This is a genomic window from Streptomyces daghestanicus (assembly GCF_020521275.1).
GTDB classification, from domain to species: Bacteria; Actinomycetota; Actinomycetes; order Streptomycetales; family Streptomycetaceae; genus Streptomyces; species Streptomyces griseoviridis.
Genome location: NZ_BNDX01000008.1, coordinates 81,548 through 101,974 on the forward strand (window position 1 = coordinate 81,548; position 20,427 = coordinate 101,974).

15 protein-coding genes are annotated in these 20,427 nt (G+C 74.8%); 4 read left to right on the forward strand and 11 right to left on the reverse strand.

The genetic code is table 11. The features are described 5' to 3' along the window. Window positions 1-13: 13 nt before the first annotated feature. Window positions 14-736 (reverse strand): 3'-5' exonuclease, encoded by a 723-nt coding sequence (locus Sdagh_RS09870; protein WP_189421305.1) that lies wholly within the window; start codon window positions 734-736, stop codon window positions 14-16. A gap of 100 nt (window positions 737-836) precedes the next feature. After that, window positions 837-2,084: a DUF5919 domain-containing protein gene (locus Sdagh_RS09875; protein WP_189421302.1), complete on the reverse strand. Its 1,248-nt coding sequence runs from the start codon at window positions 2,082-2,084 to the stop codon at window positions 837-839. A 319-nt stretch (window positions 2,085-2,403) separates the two neighbouring features. On the opposite strand from Sdagh_RS09875, the gene glgX reads away from it, so the two are divergent. After that, window positions 2,404-4,512, forward strand: coding sequence for a glycogen debranching protein GlgX (gene glgX / locus Sdagh_RS09880; protein WP_189421300.1), 2,109 nt, complete (start codon window positions 2,404-2,406; stop codon window positions 4,510-4,512). A 70-nt stretch (window positions 4,513-4,582) separates the two neighbouring features. Further along, on the forward strand, window positions 4,583-6,958 hold the full coding sequence (gene treY, locus Sdagh_RS09885) for a malto-oligosyltrehalose synthase (protein WP_190077753.1): 2,376 nt from the start codon (window positions 4,583-4,585) through the stop codon (window positions 6,956-6,958). A gap of 15 nt (window positions 6,959-6,973) precedes the next feature. Here the strand turns inward: treY and Sdagh_RS09890 are convergent, their stop codons facing one another. From Sdagh_RS09890 to Sdagh_RS09900, 3 genes are all read right to left on the reverse strand, one after another. Further along, complete coding sequence (locus Sdagh_RS09890) at window positions 6,974-7,459, reverse strand: SSI family serine proteinase inhibitor (RefSeq protein ID WP_189421296.1); 486 nt, start codon at window positions 7,457-7,459, stop codon at window positions 6,974-6,976. Next, window positions 7,456-8,820, reverse strand: coding sequence for a M14 family zinc carboxypeptidase (locus Sdagh_RS09895; protein WP_190077754.1), 1,365 nt, complete (start codon window positions 8,818-8,820; stop codon window positions 7,456-7,458). The genes Sdagh_RS09890 and Sdagh_RS09895 overlap by 4 nt, the downstream gene beginning before the upstream one ends. Window positions 8,821-8,909: 89 nt before the next feature. Further along, window positions 8,910-9,461, reverse strand: coding sequence for an FHA domain-containing protein (locus Sdagh_RS09900; protein ID WP_189421291.1), 552 nt, complete (start codon window positions 9,459-9,461; stop codon window positions 8,910-8,912). 165 nt (window positions 9,462-9,626) lie between these two features. On the opposite strand from Sdagh_RS09900, the gene treZ reads away from it, so the two are divergent. Next, entirely contained in the window at window positions 9,627-11,372 is a 1,746-nt protein-coding gene (gene treZ / locus Sdagh_RS09905) for a malto-oligosyltrehalose trehalohydrolase (RefSeq protein WP_190010712.1), read from the forward strand. 45 nt (window positions 11,373-11,417) lie between these two features. Here treZ and Sdagh_RS09910 read toward each other — a convergent pair whose 3' ends face one another. The 6 genes from Sdagh_RS09910 to Sdagh_RS09935 form a co-directional block, all read right to left on the reverse strand. Then, entirely contained in the window at window positions 11,418-12,467 is a 1,050-nt protein-coding gene (locus Sdagh_RS09910) for a phosphotransferase family protein (protein WP_190077755.1), read from the reverse strand. A 59-nt stretch (window positions 12,468-12,526) separates the two neighbouring features. Beyond that, the gene (locus Sdagh_RS09915; protein ID WP_189421284.1) at window positions 12,527-13,654 is read right to left on the reverse strand and encodes an aminopeptidase P family protein; all 1,128 of its coding nucleotides are present in this window, start codon (window positions 13,652-13,654) and stop codon (window positions 12,527-12,529) included. 243 nt (window positions 13,655-13,897) lie between these two features. Further along, a complete protein-coding gene (locus Sdagh_RS09920) occupies window positions 13,898-14,494 on the reverse strand; it encodes a PDZ domain-containing protein (protein ID WP_189421281.1) in 597 nt (198 codons plus the stop codon). Between the two features lie 144 nt (window positions 14,495-14,638). Beyond that, complete coding sequence (cyc2, locus tag Sdagh_RS09925; RefSeq protein WP_189421278.1) at window positions 14,639-16,810, reverse strand: germacradienol/geosmin synthase Cyc2; 2,172 nt, start codon at window positions 16,808-16,810, stop codon at window positions 14,639-14,641. Between the two features lie 149 nt (window positions 16,811-16,959). Then, window positions 16,960-18,159, reverse strand: coding sequence for a damage-control phosphatase ARMT1 family protein (locus Sdagh_RS09930; protein WP_190077756.1), 1,200 nt, complete (start codon window positions 18,157-18,159; stop codon window positions 16,960-16,962). Between the two features lie 120 nt (window positions 18,160-18,279). After that, window positions 18,280-18,927 carry a ScbR family autoregulator-binding transcription factor gene (locus Sdagh_RS09935; protein WP_189421274.1) on the reverse strand — a complete coding sequence of 216 codons (648 nt, stop codon included), beginning with the start codon at window positions 18,925-18,927 and terminating at the stop codon, window positions 18,280-18,282. A gap of 451 nt (window positions 18,928-19,378) precedes the next feature. Between Sdagh_RS09935 and Sdagh_RS09940 the strand changes: the two genes are divergently transcribed. After that, window positions 19,379-20,383, forward strand: a complete 1,005-nt coding sequence (locus tag Sdagh_RS09940; protein ID WP_189421272.1) for a substrate-binding domain-containing protein — start codon at window positions 19,379-19,381, stop codon at window positions 20,381-20,383. The last annotated feature ends 44 nt before the right edge of the window (window positions 20,384-20,427 follow it).

The window sequence follows — 20,427 nt, forward strand, 5'->3', positions numbered from 1 at the left end:
CCGGGGGCGCCGCTCAGACCCGCTCGTCCAGCGGTTCCCGTACCGGCCAGACCCCGTCGACCACCGCGGTGGCGTCGCCCTTGCGGCGCAGGAAGCTCTGGAAGTCCGCCGCCCACTCGGCGTACCACTCGATCTGCCGGCGGTGCAGCTCGGCCGGTGCGAGGGCCGCCACCTTGGGGTGGCGGCCGGCTATCGCGCAGGCCAGCCGGGCCGCCGCGAGGGCGTCGGCCCCGGCGTCGTGCGCGGTGTCGAGCGGCACGCCGTACTCGGCGCAGACCGCCTCCAGGTTGCGCTTGCCGCGGCGGTAGCGGTCGACGGACCGGTCGATGGTGTACGGGTCGATGACCGGGGCGGGGTCGAGGCCGCCGAGGCGGTCGCGCAGGGACGGCAGGCCGTACCGGTGCAGTTCGGCGGTGAGCAGGGTGAGGTCGAAGGCCGCGTTGTAGGCGACGACCGGGACGCCCGTCTTCCAGTAGCCGGTGAGGACGTCCGCGAGGGCGTCCGCGACCTGGTCGGCGGGGCGGCCCTCACCGGTCGCGCGCTCGTTGCTGATGCCGTGGACCGCCACCGCGTCCGCCGGGATCTCCACGCCGGGATCGGCCAGCCACTCCCGGCGGCCCAGCGGCTCCCCGGCTCTGACCTCGATCACGGCTCCCGTGACGATGCGCGCCTCGCGCGGATCGGTGCCCGTCGTCTCCAGGTCGAAGCCGACCAGCAACTCCCGGTGCCAGCCCATGGGCGGCCCCCCTTCTCGGTGCGTTCCCCCAGTGGCCTCCACCTTCGCACGCGCCACTGACAATCAGGCAGCCACCGTCCGCGGCGGGGTCCCGAGGGCGTCAGGACACGGGCCGCGAATCCGCCCACATCAGCTCGAACTCCTCGCGGTAGGTGGAGAAAAGGCCACCTTCGTCCGCATGGTCCGACTTGACCACCTTGCCGCCGTTGCGCCCGTTGCGCAGGACCAGCACCGGCGCCTCCATCCCCCGGGTGCGGCGCAGATAGGACTGGACGACCGCGATGCCGTCGGCGCCGTCGCCGTCGACGAGGTAGGCGGTGAAGCGGGGCGTCTCGTCGAATACCTGGATCTCGAAGGCCCCCGGGTCGCGGAGCCGGGAGCGGACCCGGCGCATGTGCAGGATGTTGGTCTCGACGGCCCGCGCCAGCTCGCCCCGCTTGATGCCGAGTTCGCGCTCGCGGCGCTTGAGGGCGCTGGAGGCCGGGTTGAGGAAGAGCAGCCGCACCCGGCCGCCCGCCTCGGCCAGCCGCACCAGCCGGCGTCCCGAGAAGTTCTGCACCAGCAGGTTGAGGCCGATGCCGATGGCGTCCAGGCGCCGGGCGCCGCCGAAGAAGTCCTCCGCCGGGAACTGGCGCAGCAGCCGAACCCGGTCGGAGTGGACGGCGACCACGTCGGCGTACCGGTCGCCGACCAGGTCCTCGACCGCGTCGACGGGCAGCCGGCGCGCGGAGGGCACGTCGCCGCCCGCGCCGAGCATCTCCAGGAGCCGGGCGGCGGCCCGCTCGGCCTGGCTGAGCACCGCCTCGGACAGGGCCCGGTTGCGGGAGACGACGTTGCGGGTGACCTCCAGCTCGTCCAGGGCCAGCTCCACGTCCCGGCGCTCCTCCAGGTACGGCTCGAAGCAGGGCCAGTGCTGGACCATCAGCTCGCGCAGCTGGGGCAGGGTCAGGAAACTGAGCACGTTGTCGTCGGCCGGGTCGAGCAGGTAACCCTTGCGGCGGCTGACCTCGCGCACGGCGACCGCGCGCTGCACCCACTCCTGGCCGGCCGGTCCGGCGGCGGCGACCACCCAGTCGTCGCCGTGCACCGGTTCGTAGACGGGCCGCAGCACGGCGGCCACGACGGACCGCAGCCGCTGCTCGACGAGGTTCAGCCAGATGTAGGCACGGCCGGCCCGCTGGGCGCGGGTGCGCACCTCGTGCCAGGCGTCGGCGCCCCACTCCAGCTCCGGACCGATCGCGCCCGCGTCCATCGGCCGCGCCAGGGACACCGCACCGGGCGGGACGTCCGTGGAGTTTCCCTCGTGACCCTCGTCACCAGGGGGCAGCTCCAGCCCTCCCGAGCCCACCCGCGCACCGCCTCCCGCATCCCCGACCTGCCCGTCCCAACGATCAAGGAAGGGTACTCCGCGAGCGGCGCGCGGTGCAGCCCGATGGGCAGGCTCGTCCCCCAACTGCGCGCCCGCGGCCGAAGGTTCCCGCTACCGGGCGGTACCGGAGTGAGCCGATTCATAGCGGTGACAGGTGGCGGGAGCAGGGAACCCCTGTGGTTCCGGCATGTCCACCGCACGTCCTGACCGCCCGTCCCGAGTACTCCGGCCGCCTTTCGGGGAGACTCGGGACCCGAGGCGCCCCCACCGGCGCCGTACACCTGAAAGAGTCGTGTCCATGCAGGTCTGGCCTGGAGAGGCATATCCACTGGGTGCCACGTACGACGGCGCGGGCACCAATTTCGCGGTCTTCTCGGAGGCCGCCGACCGAGTAGAGCTGTCACTGCTGCACGACGACGGGTCGGAGACCTCGGTCGAACTGCGGGAGAGCGACGCGTTCGTACGGCACGCCTATGTGCCGGGCGTGATGCCGGGGCAGCGGTACGGCTACCGCGTGCACGGCCCCTACGCCCCGGAGCAGGGGCTGCGCTGCAACTCCGCGAAGCTGCTCCTCGATCCGTACGCGCGTGCGATCAGCGGGTCGGTCCGATGGGGCGAGGAGGTGTACGGCTACCACTTCGACGACCCGGAACGGCGCAACGACCTGGACTCGGCGCCGCACACGATGTCCTCGGTCGTGGTCAACCCCTACTTCGACTGGGGCGACGACCGGCGCCCGCGCACCGAGTACCACCACACCGTGATCTACGAGGCCCATGTGAAGGGCCTGACGATGCGCCACCCCGGGCTGCCCGAGGAGCTGCGCGGGACGTACGCGGGCCTGGCGCACCCGGCGGTGATCGAGCACCTCACCGAACTGGGCGTCACCGCGCTGGAGCTGATGCCGGTGCACCAGTTCGTCAACGACCACCGCCTGGTCGACATGGGCCTGAACAACTACTGGGGCTACAACACCATCGGCTTCTTCGCCCCGCACAACGCCTACGCCTCCTGGGGCGACCGCGGCCAGCAGGTGCTGGAGTTCAAGTCGGCGGTCAAGGCGCTGCACGAGGCCGGGATCGAGGTGATCCTGGACGTCGTCTACAACCACACCGCCGAGGGCAACCACCTGGGCCCGACGCTGTCCTTCAAGGGGATCGACAATCCGTCGTACTACCGGCTGACGGACGATCCGCGCTACTACATGGACACCACCGGAACCGGCAATTCCCTGCTGATGCGGTCCCCGCACGTGCTCCAGATGATCATGGACTCGCTGCGGTACTGGGTGACCGAGATGCATGTCGACGGGTTCCGTTTCGACCTGGCGGCGACCCTGGCGCGGCAGTTCCACGAGGTGGACCGGCTGTCGTCCTTCTTCGACCTGGTGCAGCAGGACCCGGTGGTCTCCCAGGTGAAGCTGATCGCCGAGCCCTGGGACGTGGGCGAGGGCGGCTACCAGGTGGGCAACTTCCCGCCGCTGTGGACGGAGTGGAACGGCAAGTACCGGGACACGGTCCGCGACCTGTGGCGCGGGGAGCCGCGCACCCTCGCGGAGTTCGCGTCCCGGCTGACCGGTTCGTCCGATCTCTACCAGGACGACGGCCGCCGCCCTCTGGCCTCGATCAACTTCGTGACCTGCCACGACGGCTTCACCCTGCACGACCTGGTGGCCTACAACGAGAAGCACAACGAGGCCAACGGCGAGGACAACCGGGACGGCGAGAGCCACAACCGGTCCTGGAACTGCGGCGCCGAGGGCGAGACCGACGACCCGGCCGTGCGGGAGCTACGGGCGCGGCAGATGCGGAACTTCGTCGCCACGCTGCTGCTGTCCCAGGGTGTGCCGATGATCAGCCACGGCGACGAGTTCGCCCGCACCCAGGGGGGCAACAACAACGCCTACTGCCAGGACAACGAGATCTCCTGGGTGCGCTGGCCGGAGGAGGACCCCGACCTGCTGCGGTTCACCCGGGCGATGGTGTGGCTGCGCAAGGACCACCCGGTCTTCCGGCGCCGCCGCTTCTTCCACGGCAGGCCGGTCGAGGGCACCCACGACGAGCTGTCCGACATCGCCTGGTTCACGCCGGGCGGCGCCGAGATGACGCAGCGGGACTGGGACTCGGCGCAGGCGTCGGCGCTGACGGTCTTCCTCAACGGCAACGCGATCTCCGAGCCGGGTCCGCGCGGGGAGCACATCGGCGACGACTCGTTCCTGCTGATGTTCAACGCCTCGCCGAAGCCGCTGGACTTCGTCGTGCCGGTCGACCACGGCAAGCAGTGGGAGGTGGTCGTCGACACCGCCCTGCCGGACGGCGTCCCCGCGGACGCGGACCGCAAGGTGCAGGCCGGAGACCGGCTGACCCTGGTCGACCGGAGCATGACCGTGCTGCGCCGGCCGGTCTGACGCGACGGGAGGTACGTCTGTGTGGGGGGCCGGTGACAGGAAAGACGGTACGGCGGGTACGTAGCTCTGCATGACACCTGAGCGGACACCCGAGCGCCCCCACCGGGCCCCCACGGCCACGTACCGGCTCCAGCTCCAGCCCGCGTTCCCCTTCGCGGCCGCCGCGGCGGCCGTGCCGTACCTGGCGGCGCTCGGCGTCTCCCATCTGCACCTGTCCCCCGTCCTGGAGGCCGTGCCGGGGTCGGCGCACGGCTACGACGTCGTCGACCACGCGCGCGTACGTGAGGAACTGGGCGGGGAGGAAGGGCTGCGGGCGTTGTCGCGCACCGCGCGGGAGCACGGTCTGGGGCTGGTGGTGGACATCGTGCCGAACCACATGGCGATGTCCCCCCGGCACAACCGCGCCCTGTGGGAGGTGCTGCGCGAGGGGCCGAAATCGCCGTACGCGCGCTGGTTCGACATCGACTGGGCGGCGCGCGGCGGGCAGCTGCTGGTGCCGGTGCTGGGCGCCCCGGTCGGCGAGGTCCTGGACGAGCTGCGGGTCGACGGGGACGTCCTGCGCTACCACGAGCACGCCTTCCCGCTGCGCGAGGGCACCGCGCGGCTGCCGCTGCCGCAGCTGCTGGACGCCCAGTGGTACCGCCCGGTCTGGTGGCGGCTGGCCCGGACCGAGCTGAACTACCGGCGCTTCTTCAGCATCTCGGAGCTGATCGGCGTACGGGTGGAGGACCCGGAGGTGTTCGAGGCGACGCACGCCACCGTGCTGCGGCTGCTGCACGAGGGCGTGGTCGACGGACTGCGCGTCGACCACCCGGACGGGCTCGCCGACCCGGACTCCTATCTGCTGCGGCTGCACGAGGCGACCGGCGGCCGGTGGACGGTCGTGGAGAAGATCCTCGCCGACGGGGAGCCGCTCCCGGCCGCGTGGCCGGTGGCGGGGACGACCGGGTACGACGCCCTGCGGCACATCGACGGGCTGTTCACGGACGCCGAGGGGTACGGGGAGCTGCTGGCCGCGTACCGGCGGTTCGCGGCGCCGCAGACCGACCGGGGCGGGGAGTGGACGGCGACCGTGCGGCGGGCGGCGTACAAGGTCCTCACGCACGAGCTGGCCACCGAGACGGACCGGCTCGTACGGGTGGCGCAGCGGTTGTGCGAGACGTCCCCGGACCCCCGCCTGCGCGACCGCGCGCCCTGGGCGTTGCGGCTGGCCCTGCGGGAACTGCTGGTCCGCATGGAGGTCTACCGGCCCTACACCTCCGTGGACCCGGCCGGGGTGCTCACCGAGGAGGCGGCGGCCGAGGCCCGTACGGCCTTCGCGGTCCCCGAGGAGGCGGACGCGGTCGACGTCGTACGGGAGGTGCTGCTGGGGCGGGCCGGGGAGGGGCCGGACGCGGTGGAGCTGCGGACGCGGTTCGCGCAGACGGCGTCCGCGCTGCGGGCCAAGTCGGTCGAGGACACGGCGTTCTACCGCTATGTGCCGCTGCTGTCGGCGACCGAGGTCGGCGGGGAACCGGGGCGTCCGGCGGTGTCGCCGGAGGAGTTCCACGCGTACGGCGCGCGGGTGCAGCGCGACTGGCCGCTGACCGGCACGGTGGTCAGCACGCACGACACCAAGCGGAGCGCCGACGTCCGGGCGGCGCTGTCCGTGCTGACGCAGTGCCCGGGGCGGTGGGCCGAGGTGCTGGCGGAGGCCGCGCGGGGAGTCGGGGAGGTGCCGGACGGGCAGCTCGCGTGGGCGGCCTGGCAGACGGTGTTCGGGCTCGGTCCGGCGGCGCCGGAGCGGGTCCGGGAGGCGTTGCTGAAGCATGTGCGCGAGGCGGGCATGTACACGAGCTGGACGGAGCAGGAGCCGCCGTACGAAGAGGCGGTGGGGCGGTTCGTCACGGCGGGGCCGTGCGGGCCGCCCGGTGAGCGGGTGGCCGCTCTCCGCGAGGCGCTGGCGCCGCACATCCGGGCCAATGTGCTCGGCACCGCCCTGGTGCACCTGACCATGCCGGGCGTGCCCGACCTGTACCAGGGCACCGAGGGCGAGTACCGGGCGCTGGTCGACCCGGACAACCGCCGCCCGGCCGCCTTCGCCGCGGCGGACGCGGAGCCCGGCGAGAAGGAGGCGGTGACACGGGCGGCGCTGGCGCTGCGGGCCCGGCGGCCGGACGCCTTCGGCGGCGCGGCGACGTACGCGCCGCTGGCCGCCGAGGGGCCGGCGGCGGCGCACTGTGCCGCGTTCGTCCGGTCCGGTGCGGTGCTCACCGCCGTGACCCGGCTGTCGCTGCGGCTCGCCGATGCGGGCGGCTGGGGGGAGACCCAGCTGCCGCTGCCGCCGGGCCGGTGGACCGACGTCCTGACCGCCGGGCGCGAGTTCGGCGGGCACGCGCGCGTGGCCGACCTCTTCGAGCGGCTGCCGGTCGCGCTGCTGGAGCGGGTGGGGGCGGCCGGGGAGTGACGGGGCGCCGGTGGTTCACGCCCGTGCGTCCGGCGGCGTGAACAGGGCGCCGGTGCGGGCGGTCATCACACAGGCGTTGGGGAAGGTCTCCTCGTACTGCACCGGCCGCCCCCGCCAGGTGCCGCGCGCGTGGGCGGTGACCGGGGCGTGGATCATCGGGCAGAGGGACTTGCGCTGCGGGATGGCGCCGATGTCGCCGCGGGCCGCGTCCAGTTCCGCGCAGGCCGCGGCGGCGCGGGCGTGGCCGCGGGGCGGGTCGCACAGCAGCAGGGTGCCGCCGTCGGTGGCGCCGGCCGGGGCGTCGGCCCGGGTGACGGTGAGGAGCAGCCAGTCGCCGGGCGGGGCCGCCGGGGCCGCGGCCCCGGCCGGGGTGGCGGCCGGGAGCGGGGCGGCGTACGGGTCCGAGGCGTCCGCGTGGGCGGGCGCGGCGCAGGCGAGGAGGAGGCCGGCGGCGGTCAGCAGGCCGGTGCGCAGGGCAGCGGCGGTCTTGGTGTGGTTCATTCCCGGTGCATCGGCACGGCGGCCCCCGGACCCCAGTCCGGCTCACCCGAACGGGAGGCGTCCGGCCGCCGCCCGGCCAGTTCGAACGCGGCGAGCACCACCCGGCACTGGTACTCCGCCTGCCGCGCCACCGGTATCCAGCGCGCCGCGCAGCCGTCACGGTAGTCGGCGCACCACTGGTCGAGGAGCCGTTCCAGCTCCGGCAGCGCGCCCGCCGGGTCGCGTCCGGACGCCGTCACCGCCTGGTGCAGCAGGCCCGCCGTGCGCAGGGCGAGCCGCCGGCCGGCGATGCGCAGGGCGACCAGGTGGGCGGTGGTCAGCGGGGGCAGCCCGCGTCCCGAGCCGTCGTCGGTTCCCGGGTCCCAGGCGTCGGCGAGCCGGGGGCAGACCAGCAGGTAGTCGTCGACCGGCGCGAGCAGGCGGGTGGTCTCCTCGGTGCCGGGCAGGTGAGGGCGGAGCCGGACGGCCAGCCGGGTCAGCAGCCGGCTGTCGCGGCGCAGGGCGGAGCTGACCGCGCGCAGCGCCGCGTCGCGGTCGGCGGGCGGGGAGCCGTCCGCCACGGCGTCCACCGCCCACATCGGCGCCTCGACGACGGCGGTGACGGTGCCGTGGTGGCGTGGCCGGGTCCAGGTCGAGTCGACGGCGGCCTCGGTGATCGCCGCGGTGAGGGTGGACCGGCGCGGCGGCGGTATGCGGTAGACGGCCGGGCCCAGGACCGGCCAGTACAGGGCGTCGTAGGAGCCCAGCTCGCGGGGGATGCCGAGGCGGACGGAGGCGTGCGCCAGGCGGCGGGCGAGACCGGGCAGGTCGTGGGTCAGCTCGGCGAAGCCGCCGCCGACGTCGGCGCCGTGCAGGGAGCACTGGAGGAAGGGGCGCAGTTCGTCCTGGAGGGCGAGCAGGGCGCGGGTCTCGGGCAGCGCGGCCCGGTCCGCGCCGTCCGGCAGCCACTCGGGCTGTTCCAGGAAGCAGGGCCGGAAGAAGTGCCGGACGTAGTGGCCGATGGTGTACGGGCCGGACAGCCAGCCCTCGTTGCGACGCAGGCCGTCGGGGTCGAGGCAGAGCAGCAGGTTCCAGGTGGCGTCGGCGCCCTCGGTGAGCCGGGCGTCGGCGAGGACCCGCTCGGCCAGCCGCAGGACGGTGGCGCCGCCGACGGGCTCGTTGGCGTGCGGACCGGCGACGACGAGGACCTGGCGGCTGCCGTGCCCGAGGGTGAGCAGCAGCAGCGGCTCGCCCGCGCGGGAGGTGCCGACGCGGCGCAGCCGGGCGCGGCGGGGATGCCGGGCCGCGAGCGCCGCGGCCGCGGCGCGCAGCGCGTCGACGGTCGGGTAGCGCGGGAGGGGCGGCAGGGCACACACCTCCACGATGCGGTGCCGTCGGGTTCACCTGGCGTGCGCGGCGTACGGACAGTCAGACACGGGTCGGGGAGTACGTCAACACCGCCTCGGCCCCGTCAGGGCGCGGTCAGCACGAACGCCAGCCGGCCGAACCCGACCTGGTCGCCGTCGCGGACCACGGCGGCGCCGACGACCCGCCGGCCGTTCACCGTGGTGCCGTTGGTCGAGCCGAGGTCGCGCAGCACCCACATGCCGCCCTGGCGGCTCAGTTCGGCGTGGACGCGGGAGACCGTCTCGTGGTTCAGCCGCAGCCCGCTGGCCGGGTCACGGCCGATGCGCAGCGGGTGGCCGGCCGCGGGGTGCGGCAGCAGCAGCTTGGGCAGCCGCTCGGCCCGCCAGGCCCGCCGCAGCCGTACGCCGAACCCGGAGACCGCCTCGACCGTGCCGAACACCGCGCGGGCCAGTCGGCCCTCGGTGCGCAGGTCCGCGGTGAGCGCGGCCAGTTCCTCGGGGCGGCGGGCGGTGAGCGCCAGTTCCATGCGGTGCACGAACGTGTCGTGCGACAGCCGGCCCAGGGCGACCCCGTCCCGCAGGACCCGCAGCGCCTTGTCGCGTTCCGCGTCGGACAGCCGCGCGGGGTGCGTGGGGAACTCGAAGGACGACGTCACGGAGGTGATTGTCGGTCAGCCCGCGCGGGCTGTCCAGGAAACGGGCTCGCCGGGGGCGGGACGGGTCCCGGCGGACACGGAACCGCCGGTTCGACGGCGGATCGGCCGGGTTTGCAGGACGATGGACGGGCTACGTCACTGTGAGCAGACGAAGGGGAACCGTCCGTGCAGTTCGAGGTGTGGGCACCTGAGGCCGACCGTGTGACGCTCCATTGCGACGGGGTGGCACGAGCGATGGAACGCGCTCCGGAGCGCGCGGGGTGGTGGCGGGGCGAGGCGGAGGCGCGGGACGGCTCGCGGTACGGCTTCGCGCTGGACGACGGCCCCGTGCGCCCCGACCCGCGCTCCCGGCGCCAGCCGGACGGCCCGGACGGGCTGAGCGCGGTCGTCGACCACGGCCGGTACGCGTGGCGCACCGGCCCGTCCGCGCGCCCGCTGGCCGGCGCGGTCCTGTACGAGCTGCACGTGGGCACGTACACGCCCGAGGGCACCCTGGACGCCGCCGCCGGACGCCTGGACCACCTGGTGCGACTCGGCGTCACACACGTGGAGTTGATGCCGCTGTGCCCGTTCCCGGGCCGGTGGGGCTGGGGGTACGACGGGGTCGCGCCGTGGGCGGTGCACGAGCCGTACGGCGGTCCCGAGGCGCTGAAACGGTTCGTCGACCGGGCCCACGAGCTGGGCCTCGGCGTCGTCCTGGACGTGGTCCACAACCACCTCGGCCCCTCCGGCAACCACCTCCCCGCCTTCGGCCCCTACTTCACCGACACCCACCACACGCCCTGGGGCGCCGCCGTCAACCTGGACGCGCCCGGCTCGGACGAGGTCCGGGACTACTTCGTCGGCAGCGCGCTGGCCTGGCTGCGGGACTACCGGATCGACGGGCTCCGCCTCGACGCGGTGCACGCGCTGGCCGACACGCGCGCGTGCCACTTCCTGGAGGAACTGTCGACGGCCGTGGACGCGCTCGCCGAGGAGACCGGCCGCCCGCTGTTCCTGGTCGCCGAGACCGATCTCAACGACCCGCGGGTCATCGCCCCGCGCACGGCCGGCGGCCTGGGTGTGCACGCCCAGTGGAACGACGACTTCCACCACGCCCTGCACACCGCGCTGACCGGTGAGGCGCAGGGCTACTACGCCGACTTCGCCCGCGATCCCCTCGCCGCGCTCGCCAAGACGCTCACCGGAGGCTACTTCCACGACGGCACCTACTCCAGCTTCCGCGGCCGGCACCACGGCCGCCCGCTGGACCGCTCCCGGGTGGCCGCGCACCGGCTGCTGGCCTACAGCCAGACCCACGACCAGATCGGCAACCGCGCCCAGGGCGACCGCCTCGCCGCCCTGCTCTCCCCCGGGCTGCTGGCCTGCGCGGCGACGCTCACGCTGACCGGGCCGTTCACCCCGATGCTGTTCATGGGCGAGGAGTGGGCGGCGGGCACGCCCTGGCAGTACTTCACCGACCACACCGATCCCGGACTGGCCCAGGCGGTACGGCGCGGCCGGCGGCGGGAGTTCGCGGCGCACGGCTGGAAGGAGGAGGACGTGCCCGATCCGCAGGACCCGGCCACCCGCGACCGTTCCTGCCTCGACTGGTCCGAACCGGACCGCGCGCCGCACGCGCGCGTCCTGGCCTGGTACCGCACCCTCATCGCCCTGCGGCACGAACGTCCCGACCTCACCGATCCCGCCCTCACCGGCACCAAGGTCGCCCACGACGGCGCGGCGCGCTGGCTCGCCTTCCGGCGCGGGGACCTGCGGATCGCGGTGAACCTCGGGACGGCGGAGGCGGCGATCCCGCTGGGCGGCCGTCCGGCGCGGGTGCTGGCGGCGTGGGAGCCGGTGACGGCACCGGGCGCGGACGGGGTGCTGCGGGTGCCGGGGGAATCGGCGGTGGTGCTGGTGCAGGAGTGACGGGCCGGGTCGGAGGGGTGGCCCGTCGTCGTCCCGCGCCGTCCGTCAGCGGGGGCGCGGGCCGGCGTCGTCCGGTCCGGCGGCCCGGGGGCCGTCGGCTGCCGACCGGCCGGCGCCCCCTCGGCCCGCCTCCGGGTGACCGGCGTCCGGCCCGTCGGTGTCCTCGCGCAGCTCCGTGACCCGTTCCAGCAGGATCGGTTCCCAGGCACGGCGCATACGGTCGGCCGGGGCGGGCGGCAGCCCGGGAGCGGGACCGGCGGTGGTGAGGGCCTCGGCGCAGCGCAGGAGGCTCTCGCAGCGGGCCAGCCACAGGCCGCGCAGGCACGGCCGGGCGCCGTACCCGGCGAGGGTGGCCGCCCGCACGGCGGCCGGGGAGCCGACGGCGAGCGCCAGGGCGGCGATGTCCTCGGCGGGGTCCCCGATCACCGCGTCCGACCAGCCCAGCACACCCCGCACCCGGCCGTCCGCGCCGACGACGAGATGGCCGGCGTCGAGCCGGTGATGGACCAGGGCGGCGGTGCCGGGCTGGGCGGCGAGCTGCGCGGTGCCCGCCGGGGTGAGCTGGGCCAGCCGGGCGGCGTCGAACTCCCCGGCCTCCGCCAGCCGGCGGGCGGCGCCCTCGGCGGCCCGGCGCAGCGCCTCCAGCGAGCGCGGGGAGGTCCGCGGCACGCCCAGGGCCTCCGCCCGGCGGACCGGCACCTCGCGCAGCCCGCCCAGCAGCCCCGCCAGGTCGGCCTCGCCCGCCGCGGACACCTCGTGCTCGTCGGGGGTGCCGCCGGTCAGCCTGGTGTCGAGGGTGCACGGCAGGCCAGGCGCCCACTCGCCGTGCGCCACGCTCACCGGCACGGCGACCGGCAGCTGCGGGCGGACCAGCTCGCGCAGGCGGGGCTCACGGCGGCGGCGCGCGGCGGCCTCGCGGTCGGGCGCGAGCCGCAGCACGTGCCGGGTGCCGACCCACCAGGCGGTCCCGCCGCTCCCGTCGACCGGCCGCACCCCGGGCCCGTCCGCCGGACCGGCCCGGCCCTCGCCGAGCAGGGTGCGGACCAGCCGCCGGACGGCCGGGGCGGTGGGGACGGGGGTGGGTGCCTGGGTCATGGTCGCGCCGTTGTCTTCCAGGGACGTGCGGGGACGGTGGAGGCCGGTGCGGACCGGGGTCACTCCACGACGACCAGCTCCCGCACCGTGTCGTTCAGGCGCCGGCCGCCCTCCTCCGTCACCGTCACGATGTCCTCGATGCGTACCCCGAAACGGCCGGGAAGATAGATGCCCGGCTCCACGGAGAAGCACATCCCGGGCACCAGCGGCTGCCGCTCCCCCTCGATCATGTACGGCGGTTCATGGGTGGTGACGCCGATGCCGTGCCCGGTGCGGTGGATGAAGTACGCCCCGTAACCGGCCTTCTCGATGACCGCGCGGGCGGCCCGGTCGACCTCCTGGCAGGGCACGCCGGGCCGCACCGCCCGGAACCCCGCCTCCTGCGCCTCGCGCACGGTGTCGTGGACCCGGCGCTCCTCGTCCGTGGGCTCCCCGACGTGGACGGTGCGGGAGGTGTCGGAGCCGTAGCCGCCCCTGAGCCCGCCGAAGTCCAGGACGACCATGTCCCCGTCCTCGATGATCCGGTCGCCGGCCTCGTGGTGCGGGTCGGCGCCGTTCGGGCCGGAGGCGACGATGGTGAAGTCCACCACCTCGTGTCCGTGCGCGCGCAGCAGGCCCGCGAGGTCCGCGGCCACCTCGGACTCCCGGCGGCCCCCGAAGCGCACGGTGCGGATGTCCTCGAACGCGGCGTCGGCCGCCGCGCCGGCCGCGGCGAGCAGCTCCAGTTCGGCGGCGTCCTTGACGGCGCGGAGCATCGGGAGCGCCTCGGTGAGGGCGGCGTAGGAGGTGCCGGGCAGGGTGCGCTGGAGGCCCAGCAGGTGCATCGCCCAGGCGTTGTCACTGACCCCGAAGCGTCCCGAACGGTCCAGCAGGGCGGCGGCGACCGCGTAGGGGTCGGTGCCGTCGGTCCAGTCGCGCAGGGTCAGCGCGGGCGCGCCGGGCGCGTGGCCGGCGTCGGCCGCCTCCAGCGTCGGCACGACCAGGACCGGGTCCCGGCCGGGCACCAGGACCAGCAGGGTGAGCCGCTCGGTGATCGCGGTGGGCGTGTAACCGGTGAGCCAGACCAGGTCGGGTCCCGGCGCCACCAGGAGCCCCGCGAGTCCGGCGTCGGCCGCCGCCCGCCCGGCGCGCTCCATGCGCGCCCGGTAGTCGTCGGCGGTGAAGAGAGCGGGCGTGCTGCCGGTCATCCGAGCCTCCCTGATCGGGTGAAGGGGCCACGGCAGCATCCTGCCCGCAGGGCGGGAGCGACGCGAGCGGATGGCCCGGGCATCAGGGACTGCGAGGACTCCACCGACTCCGCGAACCTCACGAACTCCACGAACCTCACGAACTCCACGAACCTCATGAACTCCACGAACCTGATGAACTCCACGAACCTGATGAACCCCGCGAACTCCGCGAACCACGGGGCCTTGAGGGCTCGGGGTGTCTCAGACGACCACCCCCGGTACGACGGGCAGTTGCCGGTAACCGCCGCCGGCGCGGCGCACCGTCAGCCGCACCTCCGTACCCGGCCGGGCACGGGCGACGGCGCGGGCGAGGTCGGCGGCGGAGTCGACGCGGGTGGTGCCGAAGACCAGCAGGACGTCACCGCTGACCAGGCCCGCGTCATGGCCGGGGCCCGGGTCGTGGACGGCGACCACCAGGGCGCCGGGCCCGGCGTCGTCCACCACCGACACCCCGAGCGTCGCCGGCCCGGCGGTGGCCGGGACACCGCCGGTGGACGGCGCGGCGGTCCGGGAGCCGCCCGTGTCCGCGGTGTCGCCCCGGGGCGCCGCGGCCGCCGGGGCCCCGCCCGGCAGGTGCGCCGCGACCGGCCGGCTCAGGCCGGCCAGGGCCGGGCTCAGCGTCCCCAGCCCGGCCCCGGCCAGCAGGAGCACCGTCCCGGCGGACAGGCCGGTGAGCGCCTTGAGCAGCCGGCGCCCTCCCCGGCGGGCCGCCCGCGGGGAGCGGGCGGCCCCCGCTCCCCCGTCACCGCCGGGGTGCCGGCCCGGCATCGGCTTGGGACGCAACGCTGTCTGTTCCATCGATCGATCGCCTCCGACGGGAGCCCTACCCGGGCCCCCGCCGGGCGACGAGCCACGAACGAGTGAGACTGACCGGCGCCGGCCCGGGTTCGGCCGCCGGCCCCCTCGGTACGGCCGCCGTGGGCCCGCGGGGAACCCGGCGGGTCAGTGGAACGCGGGGACGGGGAGCGCCGGGGTCCGGTCCGGCAGGAAGAGGTGACTGCGGCCGGCCAGGTACTCGGCGCGGTAACGGGGGACGCTGCGGTGCCAGTTGAGGATGCCCGCCATCCAGTTCCGCAGGTCGGTCACATAACCGGCCATGACCTCGCGGGCCTCCTCGGACAGCTGGAAGTCGTCGTACACGACGGGCAGTTCGTGGGCGACCACGTGCTCGAACTGGCGCATGCGCTGGTCCATCAGGTCGTGCACCACGTTCAGCGCGGTCGGGTAGTCGATGCCGAAGAAGTTCTGCACGACGAGGATCGCGTTGTGGATCTCGCCCTCGTACTCGATCTCCTTCTGGTAGGAGAAGACGTCGTTGAGGAGGCACGCCCAGTCCATCGCCGCGTTCTCCAGGGAGCGGACCGGGCCGGTGCGGTAGACCTCCGGCGGTACGGCGGGGCCGTGGCCGGCGCGGCACAGGCCGAGGGTGAGGTCGGAGCCGAAGGTGTCGCGCCGCATCTCCAGGTAGTCCACCGGGTCCGGGACGCGGTTGTGGATCTGGTTGGTCAGCTCCCACACCCAGGCGGCTGTCATCTTGTCGATGGCCTGCCGCAGCGGGAGCCGCTGCTCCGGGGTCATGTCCGCCGTGGTGCGGGCCCACAGGTCGGTCAGGGAGCGTTCCATCGCGTTGGCGGGCGGCGGGACCGGTTCGCCGTCCAGGGGCATGCACGCGGACAGGCGGGCGGTGGTGAGCCGGGCGGCGGCCAGGTCGCGGCGGTGGCCGTAGACCAGCGGGTAGTAGTCGTCGCCGTAGGTGCCGAAGGCCAGCCAGCCGGAGGCGAGGTCGAGCCGGTCCTGGGTGGCGTCCGGGTCGAGGCCCGCGGCGCACAGGGGGAGGTCGCAGCTGAGGAGCTTGTCCTCGTCCCACACGCCCTCGCTGAGCATGCCCATCCGCCGTGTCCACTCGGACAGATGGTGCCGGGAGCCGTCCAGGGCGGGGCTGAGCGTGAGCGGGAACGGCATGCGGATGTCGGGGATGCGGGACGGGCCGACCCGCTGGAACGGCACATGGGTGAAGGACCGCAGCCGCCGCTCGGCACCGGCCGCGGCGAGCAGCGCGCGGACGTCGGCGGCGGAGGTGCCGGGGCCGGACGGGGACGGCTGCCAGGGGGTGGTCGTGGACGCGTTCTCGTTCATGTACCGGCTGGAGCGCATGTGCCACTCGTGGCCGCCGGACTGCCAGTCCTGGAGGCCCTTGGCGTAGGCGGCGACGGCGGCGGTGTCGGCCGGGGCGAGGCCCTTCTCCAGGGCGATGGCGGGGACCTCGGTGAACGCGGTGTGCTCGAACTGGTGCAGCCGGGAGGTGAGGACGTCGTTGACGGTGTCGGCGGCCTCCTGGGTGGTGCAGCCGAAGAAGGTCTCCAGGACGAGCACGCCGTTGCTCAGCTCGCCCTCGTCCTCGACCTCGCGCTGGTAGGAGAAGAGGTCGTTGCGCAGGTGGACGGCGTCGGAGAAGGTCTCCATCAGCACCCTGAGCGGCCGGGTGTCCGCGACGGCGGCCGGGACCTCCGCGGTGGCGTACTCCACCAGGCCGGCCGACCAGGGGGCGCCGCCCACCTTGCGGCGCATCTCGATGTACTCGACGGGGTTGGCGATCCGCCCCTCGTTGATGTTGGACAGCTCCCACAGCGACTCGTTCAGCAGGTGCTCGGTGCTGACGGCGAAGCGGCGGCGCCAGTCGGCCGACATGGCCGGGACCGTGCGCCGCCACAGGTCGATGAGGCCGGCCTCGACCGGGTTCTCCGGCTCGGGGACCTCGGCGGCGAGGTCGAGCGGCATGAACAGGGGGAGCCGGTCCAGGTGGGCCTTGCCGGCGACGCGGTCCTGGGTGCGCTTGTACTTCTCCAGGAAGTGGTCGTCGAAGAAGAACACCCACACGTACCAGTCGGTGATCAGGGAGAGGGCGGGTCCGTCGCAGTCGGGGTGGGTGTAGGCGCAGAGCAGGCCGTAGTCGTGGGCGTCGAGGTCGGACTGTTCCCAGACTCCGGAGCCCTCCAGCATCCCCATGTCGCGCGCCCACCGGGTCGAGTGGGCGCGCGCCTCGTCGACATGCGGGTTGAGCCGCGCGGGGTGCGGCAGGTAGAAGTGCGGGAGTTCGAAGGGCTGCTGCGTCATGTGGCCCGCCCTACCCACGGCCTTCCGGGGGCATCCTCCGCACGGCACATGATCACACCATCGCGTGAATCGCGGCGGAACACGGAACTCCGGCGGCCGGTGATCGCGTAGGTACACCGGGAGCGCGCGCCCCCGGTACGGCGGTTCCCTCAGGCCCGTACCTGGATGAGCGCGTGGGTGCCGCCGGTGCGCCAGCGCTGCCGCCCGGTGGCGTCGAGGGCGGCCTCCGTGGCCGGGTCCAGGCCGGTGATCACGTCGGACTTCAGGGTGCGCAGCGCGGCCACCGGGCCGGGGAAGTACGCCGTGACGTCGGCGAAGGGGGTGGTCGGCGGCCAGCGGCGGTCACCGACCAGCCGCCGGTAGTTGAGGTCGCCCTTGAAGACGGTGAGCGTGGCGGCGGCGAACTCCGCGCGCAGGTCCTCCGGCGCGTCGGCGTAGGGCAGCGGCGCGCAGGAGAAGGGGTGGACGCGGACGGTGAGGCGGCCGTCGGCCAGGGCGGACCCGAGCCGGCGTCCGTACCCGGCGGCGGCGCCGGTGGCCCCGGCCAGCCGCCGTACCGCGTCCAGCACGTCGGCGGACGTGGCGTCGGAGACGTAGTACGGGTGCGGTTTGACGTGGAGCAGCACGCGGCCGAGGTGCCCGTGGGTGAGGAGGTGGTCCACGAGGAGCAGGTCGGGGACGAGTTCCCGGCCGGCGTTGTCGGCGACCAGGCACAGGGTTCCGGTACCGGCGCCGGGGGGCGGCAGCAGGGACCACAGGCGCTCGCTGTCGTCGGCGACCAGCGGCGGGGCGCCGGCCCCGGTGGTCCCGGCCGCGGCGCCGGACGCGGTGGAGAGGCGGAAGCCGAGGTCGGCGCGGTTGCCCCAGAGGGAGCCGTGCAGGAGGGCGGCGGCCCGCCGGCCGGCGGGGAGGCCGGCGAGGCGGTCGAGCGCGGCGAGTTCCGCGTCCGTCTCCGGGGCGTGGAGTTCGGCGAGCTTCGCCGGACGGAACGGGTCGACGCCCTGCCAGGGCCCCGGCCCGTACCAGCCCGTCGCGTCGAGCAGCCGGCGGTAGAAGTAGCTCTCGGACCACAGCCACGGCACCTCGAACCAGGACCGGCCGCGGTACTCGTCCGTGCCCCAGGCCGCCCACCGGTCGTGGTCGGGGGCGTCGGCGGGCAGCGGCGCGATGCCGCCGTGCAGGCACTCCTCCAGCAGGGCGTCCAGCGCGCGGCGGCGTTCGGGGTCGTAGGGCGTGTCCTCGGCCACCTGCCGGATGATCGCGGGGTGCCGCTCGGCGAGGACGGAGTACGGGAAGGAGCCGGGTTCGTCGCCCAGGAGGACGGGCGGCAGGGGGGCGCGGGGGGTCATGCGGGCACCGTAGCGCGGGGGCGGGGCGGGTTCCGGCACCGCCCGCGCCGGTCGGACGGCGGAGGCCCGAGGGCGCCCGGACCCCTCACCGGCGGCCGGTCCGCCGGCCGGGGCGGGACGTCAGACGGGGGCCGGGCCGCGTTCCAGGTGGACGGCGAGGCGGGCGTAGTGCGGGCGGCGGGGCACGGGCACCAGGCCGCGGACGAGCAGGCGCCACATCCCGGCGACCCGGCGGGGCTGGCGGGCGACGGGTTCCAGGGCGCGGCCCACGACGCGGGTGCCGACGAAGGAGGAGACGACGCTGTGCGCGACGGCGTCGACATCGATGTCCGGGTGCAGATCGGACTCCTCGACCGCGCCGTCGAGCCGGGCCGAGGCCAGCTCCAGCCACTCGGTGAAGGGGTGCCGCAGGGGCGGGCGGACCGGCACGCCCGCGGTGGCGAGCCCCAGACCCGCGCGGAGCACCGGGCCCTCCACCGCCAGCCGGGTGATGCCGAAGGTGAGCCGCATCAGGCTCTCCAGCGAGGAGTAGCCCCGCCTCTCCAGATCGCGGGAGATCCGGCGCGAGGTGGTGGACTGGAGTTCCAGGATGGCCTGGGCGAGGTCGTCCTTGGCGCGGAAGTGGAAGTAGAGCGCACCCTTCGTCACACGCGCGTGCTGCACGATGTCGCTGAGGCTGGTCGCCTCGTAGCCCCGGCGGTCGAACAGGTCGGCGGCGGCCGTGATGATCGTCGTACGGGTCTGCTCGGCGCGTAACTGCCTCGCCATCTGCTGAACACTCCTGGGCTGGAAAGCGAACGGGCCATGCCGTTCGCCCTGACCCGGAGCAGACAATAACTCACCGTGCCGGTACGCCGTTTGACGAGGTCGGAGGCCGGCCGGCGCCGTTTCGCGGGGGCGGCCCGCAGGCGCGTGGGGCGTGTCCCGCGGGTGTCCCGGAGGCCGGTCCGGGCCCGCCCCGGTGTGCGCGGCCCCGCGTACCGGCGCCCCGGTTCCCGGGCCCGCCTCCCCCGGCGGCCGGCGCCTGTCCCCGGCTGCCCGTATGGTCACGATGCGGTAGTGACCGCCCCCACCGGATCGTTGGTCACTTGACTACCGGTGGTCACACGCGGTTGGCTCCGGCCAAGCGAGTTCACCCAGTTGGCGCACGGAACGCCGGACGGCGGTGGTTGCTCGCCCCGTTCCTCCGCTCGGCCGCTCAGCGAGGTGCCCCGCCCCCATGAACACCGCTCCCCCGCCGCCCGCCCCGTCCGCGCGGTCGCGCCTCGCCGCCCTGGCGGCCGCGGTCTGCCTGCTGACGGCCGGCTGTTCCGCGACCGGCCCGGACGACGCCGCCGGCGACGCGCGGGACGCCGGGTCCGGCCGTGCCCGGGTCGCCCTGGTCACCCACGGCGGTGACGGCGACGCCTTCTGGGACCTGGTGCGCAAGGGAGCCGAGGCCGCCGCCGCCAAGGACGGCATCGATCTGACGTACGCCGGCGACGCCGACCCGGCGGGCCAGGCCGAGCTGATCCGGGACGCGGTGGGCGACGGGGTCGACGGCCTCGCCGTGACGCTGGCCAAGCCGGGTGCGATGAAGGGTCCGGTCGCCGAGGCGCGCGAGGCCGGCATACCCGTCGTCGGCCTCAACTCCGGAATGGACGCCTGGCGTTCGGCGGGGCTGCTGGAGTACTTCGGACAGGACGAGGGCGTGGCCGGCCGGGCGGTCGGCGACAAGCTGGACGCCCTGGGGGCCGAGCACACGCTCTGCGTCATCCACGAGCGGGGCAATGTCGCGCTGGAGGCCCGCTGCGCCGGGGTGAAGAAGACCTTCGGCGGCCTGACCGAGATGCTCTACGTCGAGGGCACGGACATGGCGGCGGTCCGGGACGCCGTGGCCGCCCGGCTGCGGCAGGACACCCGGATCGACGAGGTCGTGACGAACGGCGCGCGGTACGCGCTGACCGCCGTCCGGTCCGTCCGGGACGCCGGCAGCGGCGCCCGGGTCGCCACCTTCGACCTCGACAAGGACCTGGTCGCCGCCGTCAAGCGCGGGGACGTGCAGTTCGCCGTCGACCAGCAGCCCTACCTCCAGGGCTACCTCGCGGTGGACGCGCTCTGGCTGTACCGGACCAACGGCAACGTCAGCGGCGGCGGCACCCAGCCCGTGCTCACGGGGCCCGCCTTCGTCACCAAGGCCAACGCGGACGCGGTCGGGCGTTTCGCCGCCAAGGGCACCCGGTGACCGGGGCCGTGCCTCCCGTGGGCCGGCCCGGTGCCGTGCCCCCG

Bases quoted from the DNA above. Each gene is read 5' to 3' on its own strand.
- Sdagh_RS09910 (WP_190077755.1), bottom strand. From the start codon at position 12,467: ATGACCCAGGCACCCACCCCCGTCCCCACCGCCCCGGCCGTCCGGCGG.
- Sdagh_RS09870 (WP_189421305.1), bottom strand. From the start codon at position 736: ATGGGCTGGCACCGGGAGTTGCTGGTCGGCTTCGACCTGGAGACGACG.
- cyc2 (WP_189421278.1), bottom strand. From the start codon at position 16,810: ATGACGCAGCAGCCCTTCGAACTCCCGCACTTCTACCTGCCGCACCCC.
- Sdagh_RS09940 (WP_189421272.1), top strand. From the start codon at position 19,379: ATGAACACCGCTCCCCCGCCGCCCGCCCCGTCCGCGCGGTCGCGCCTC.
- Sdagh_RS09890 (WP_189421296.1), bottom strand. From the start codon at position 7,459: ATGAACCACACCAAGACCGCCGCTGCCCTGCGCACCGGCCTGCTGACC.
- glgX (WP_189421300.1), top strand. From the start codon at position 2,404: ATGCAGGTCTGGCCTGGAGAGGCATATCCACTGGGTGCCACGTACGAC.
- Sdagh_RS09915 (WP_189421284.1), bottom strand. From the start codon at position 13,654: ATGACCGGCAGCACGCCCGCTCTCTTCACCGCCGACGACTACCGGGCG.
- Sdagh_RS09920 (WP_189421281.1), bottom strand. From the start codon at position 14,494: ATGGAACAGACAGCGTTGCGTCCCAAGCCGATGCCGGGCCGGCACCCC.
- treY (WP_190077753.1), top strand. From the start codon at position 4,583: ATGACACCTGAGCGGACACCCGAGCGCCCCCACCGGGCCCCCACGGCC.
- Sdagh_RS09930 (WP_190077756.1), bottom strand. From the start codon at position 18,159: ATGACCCCCCGCGCCCCCCTGCCGCCCGTCCTCCTGGGCGACGAACCC.
- Sdagh_RS09935 (WP_189421274.1), bottom strand. From the start codon at position 18,927: ATGGCGAGGCAGTTACGCGCCGAGCAGACCCGTACGACGATCATCACG.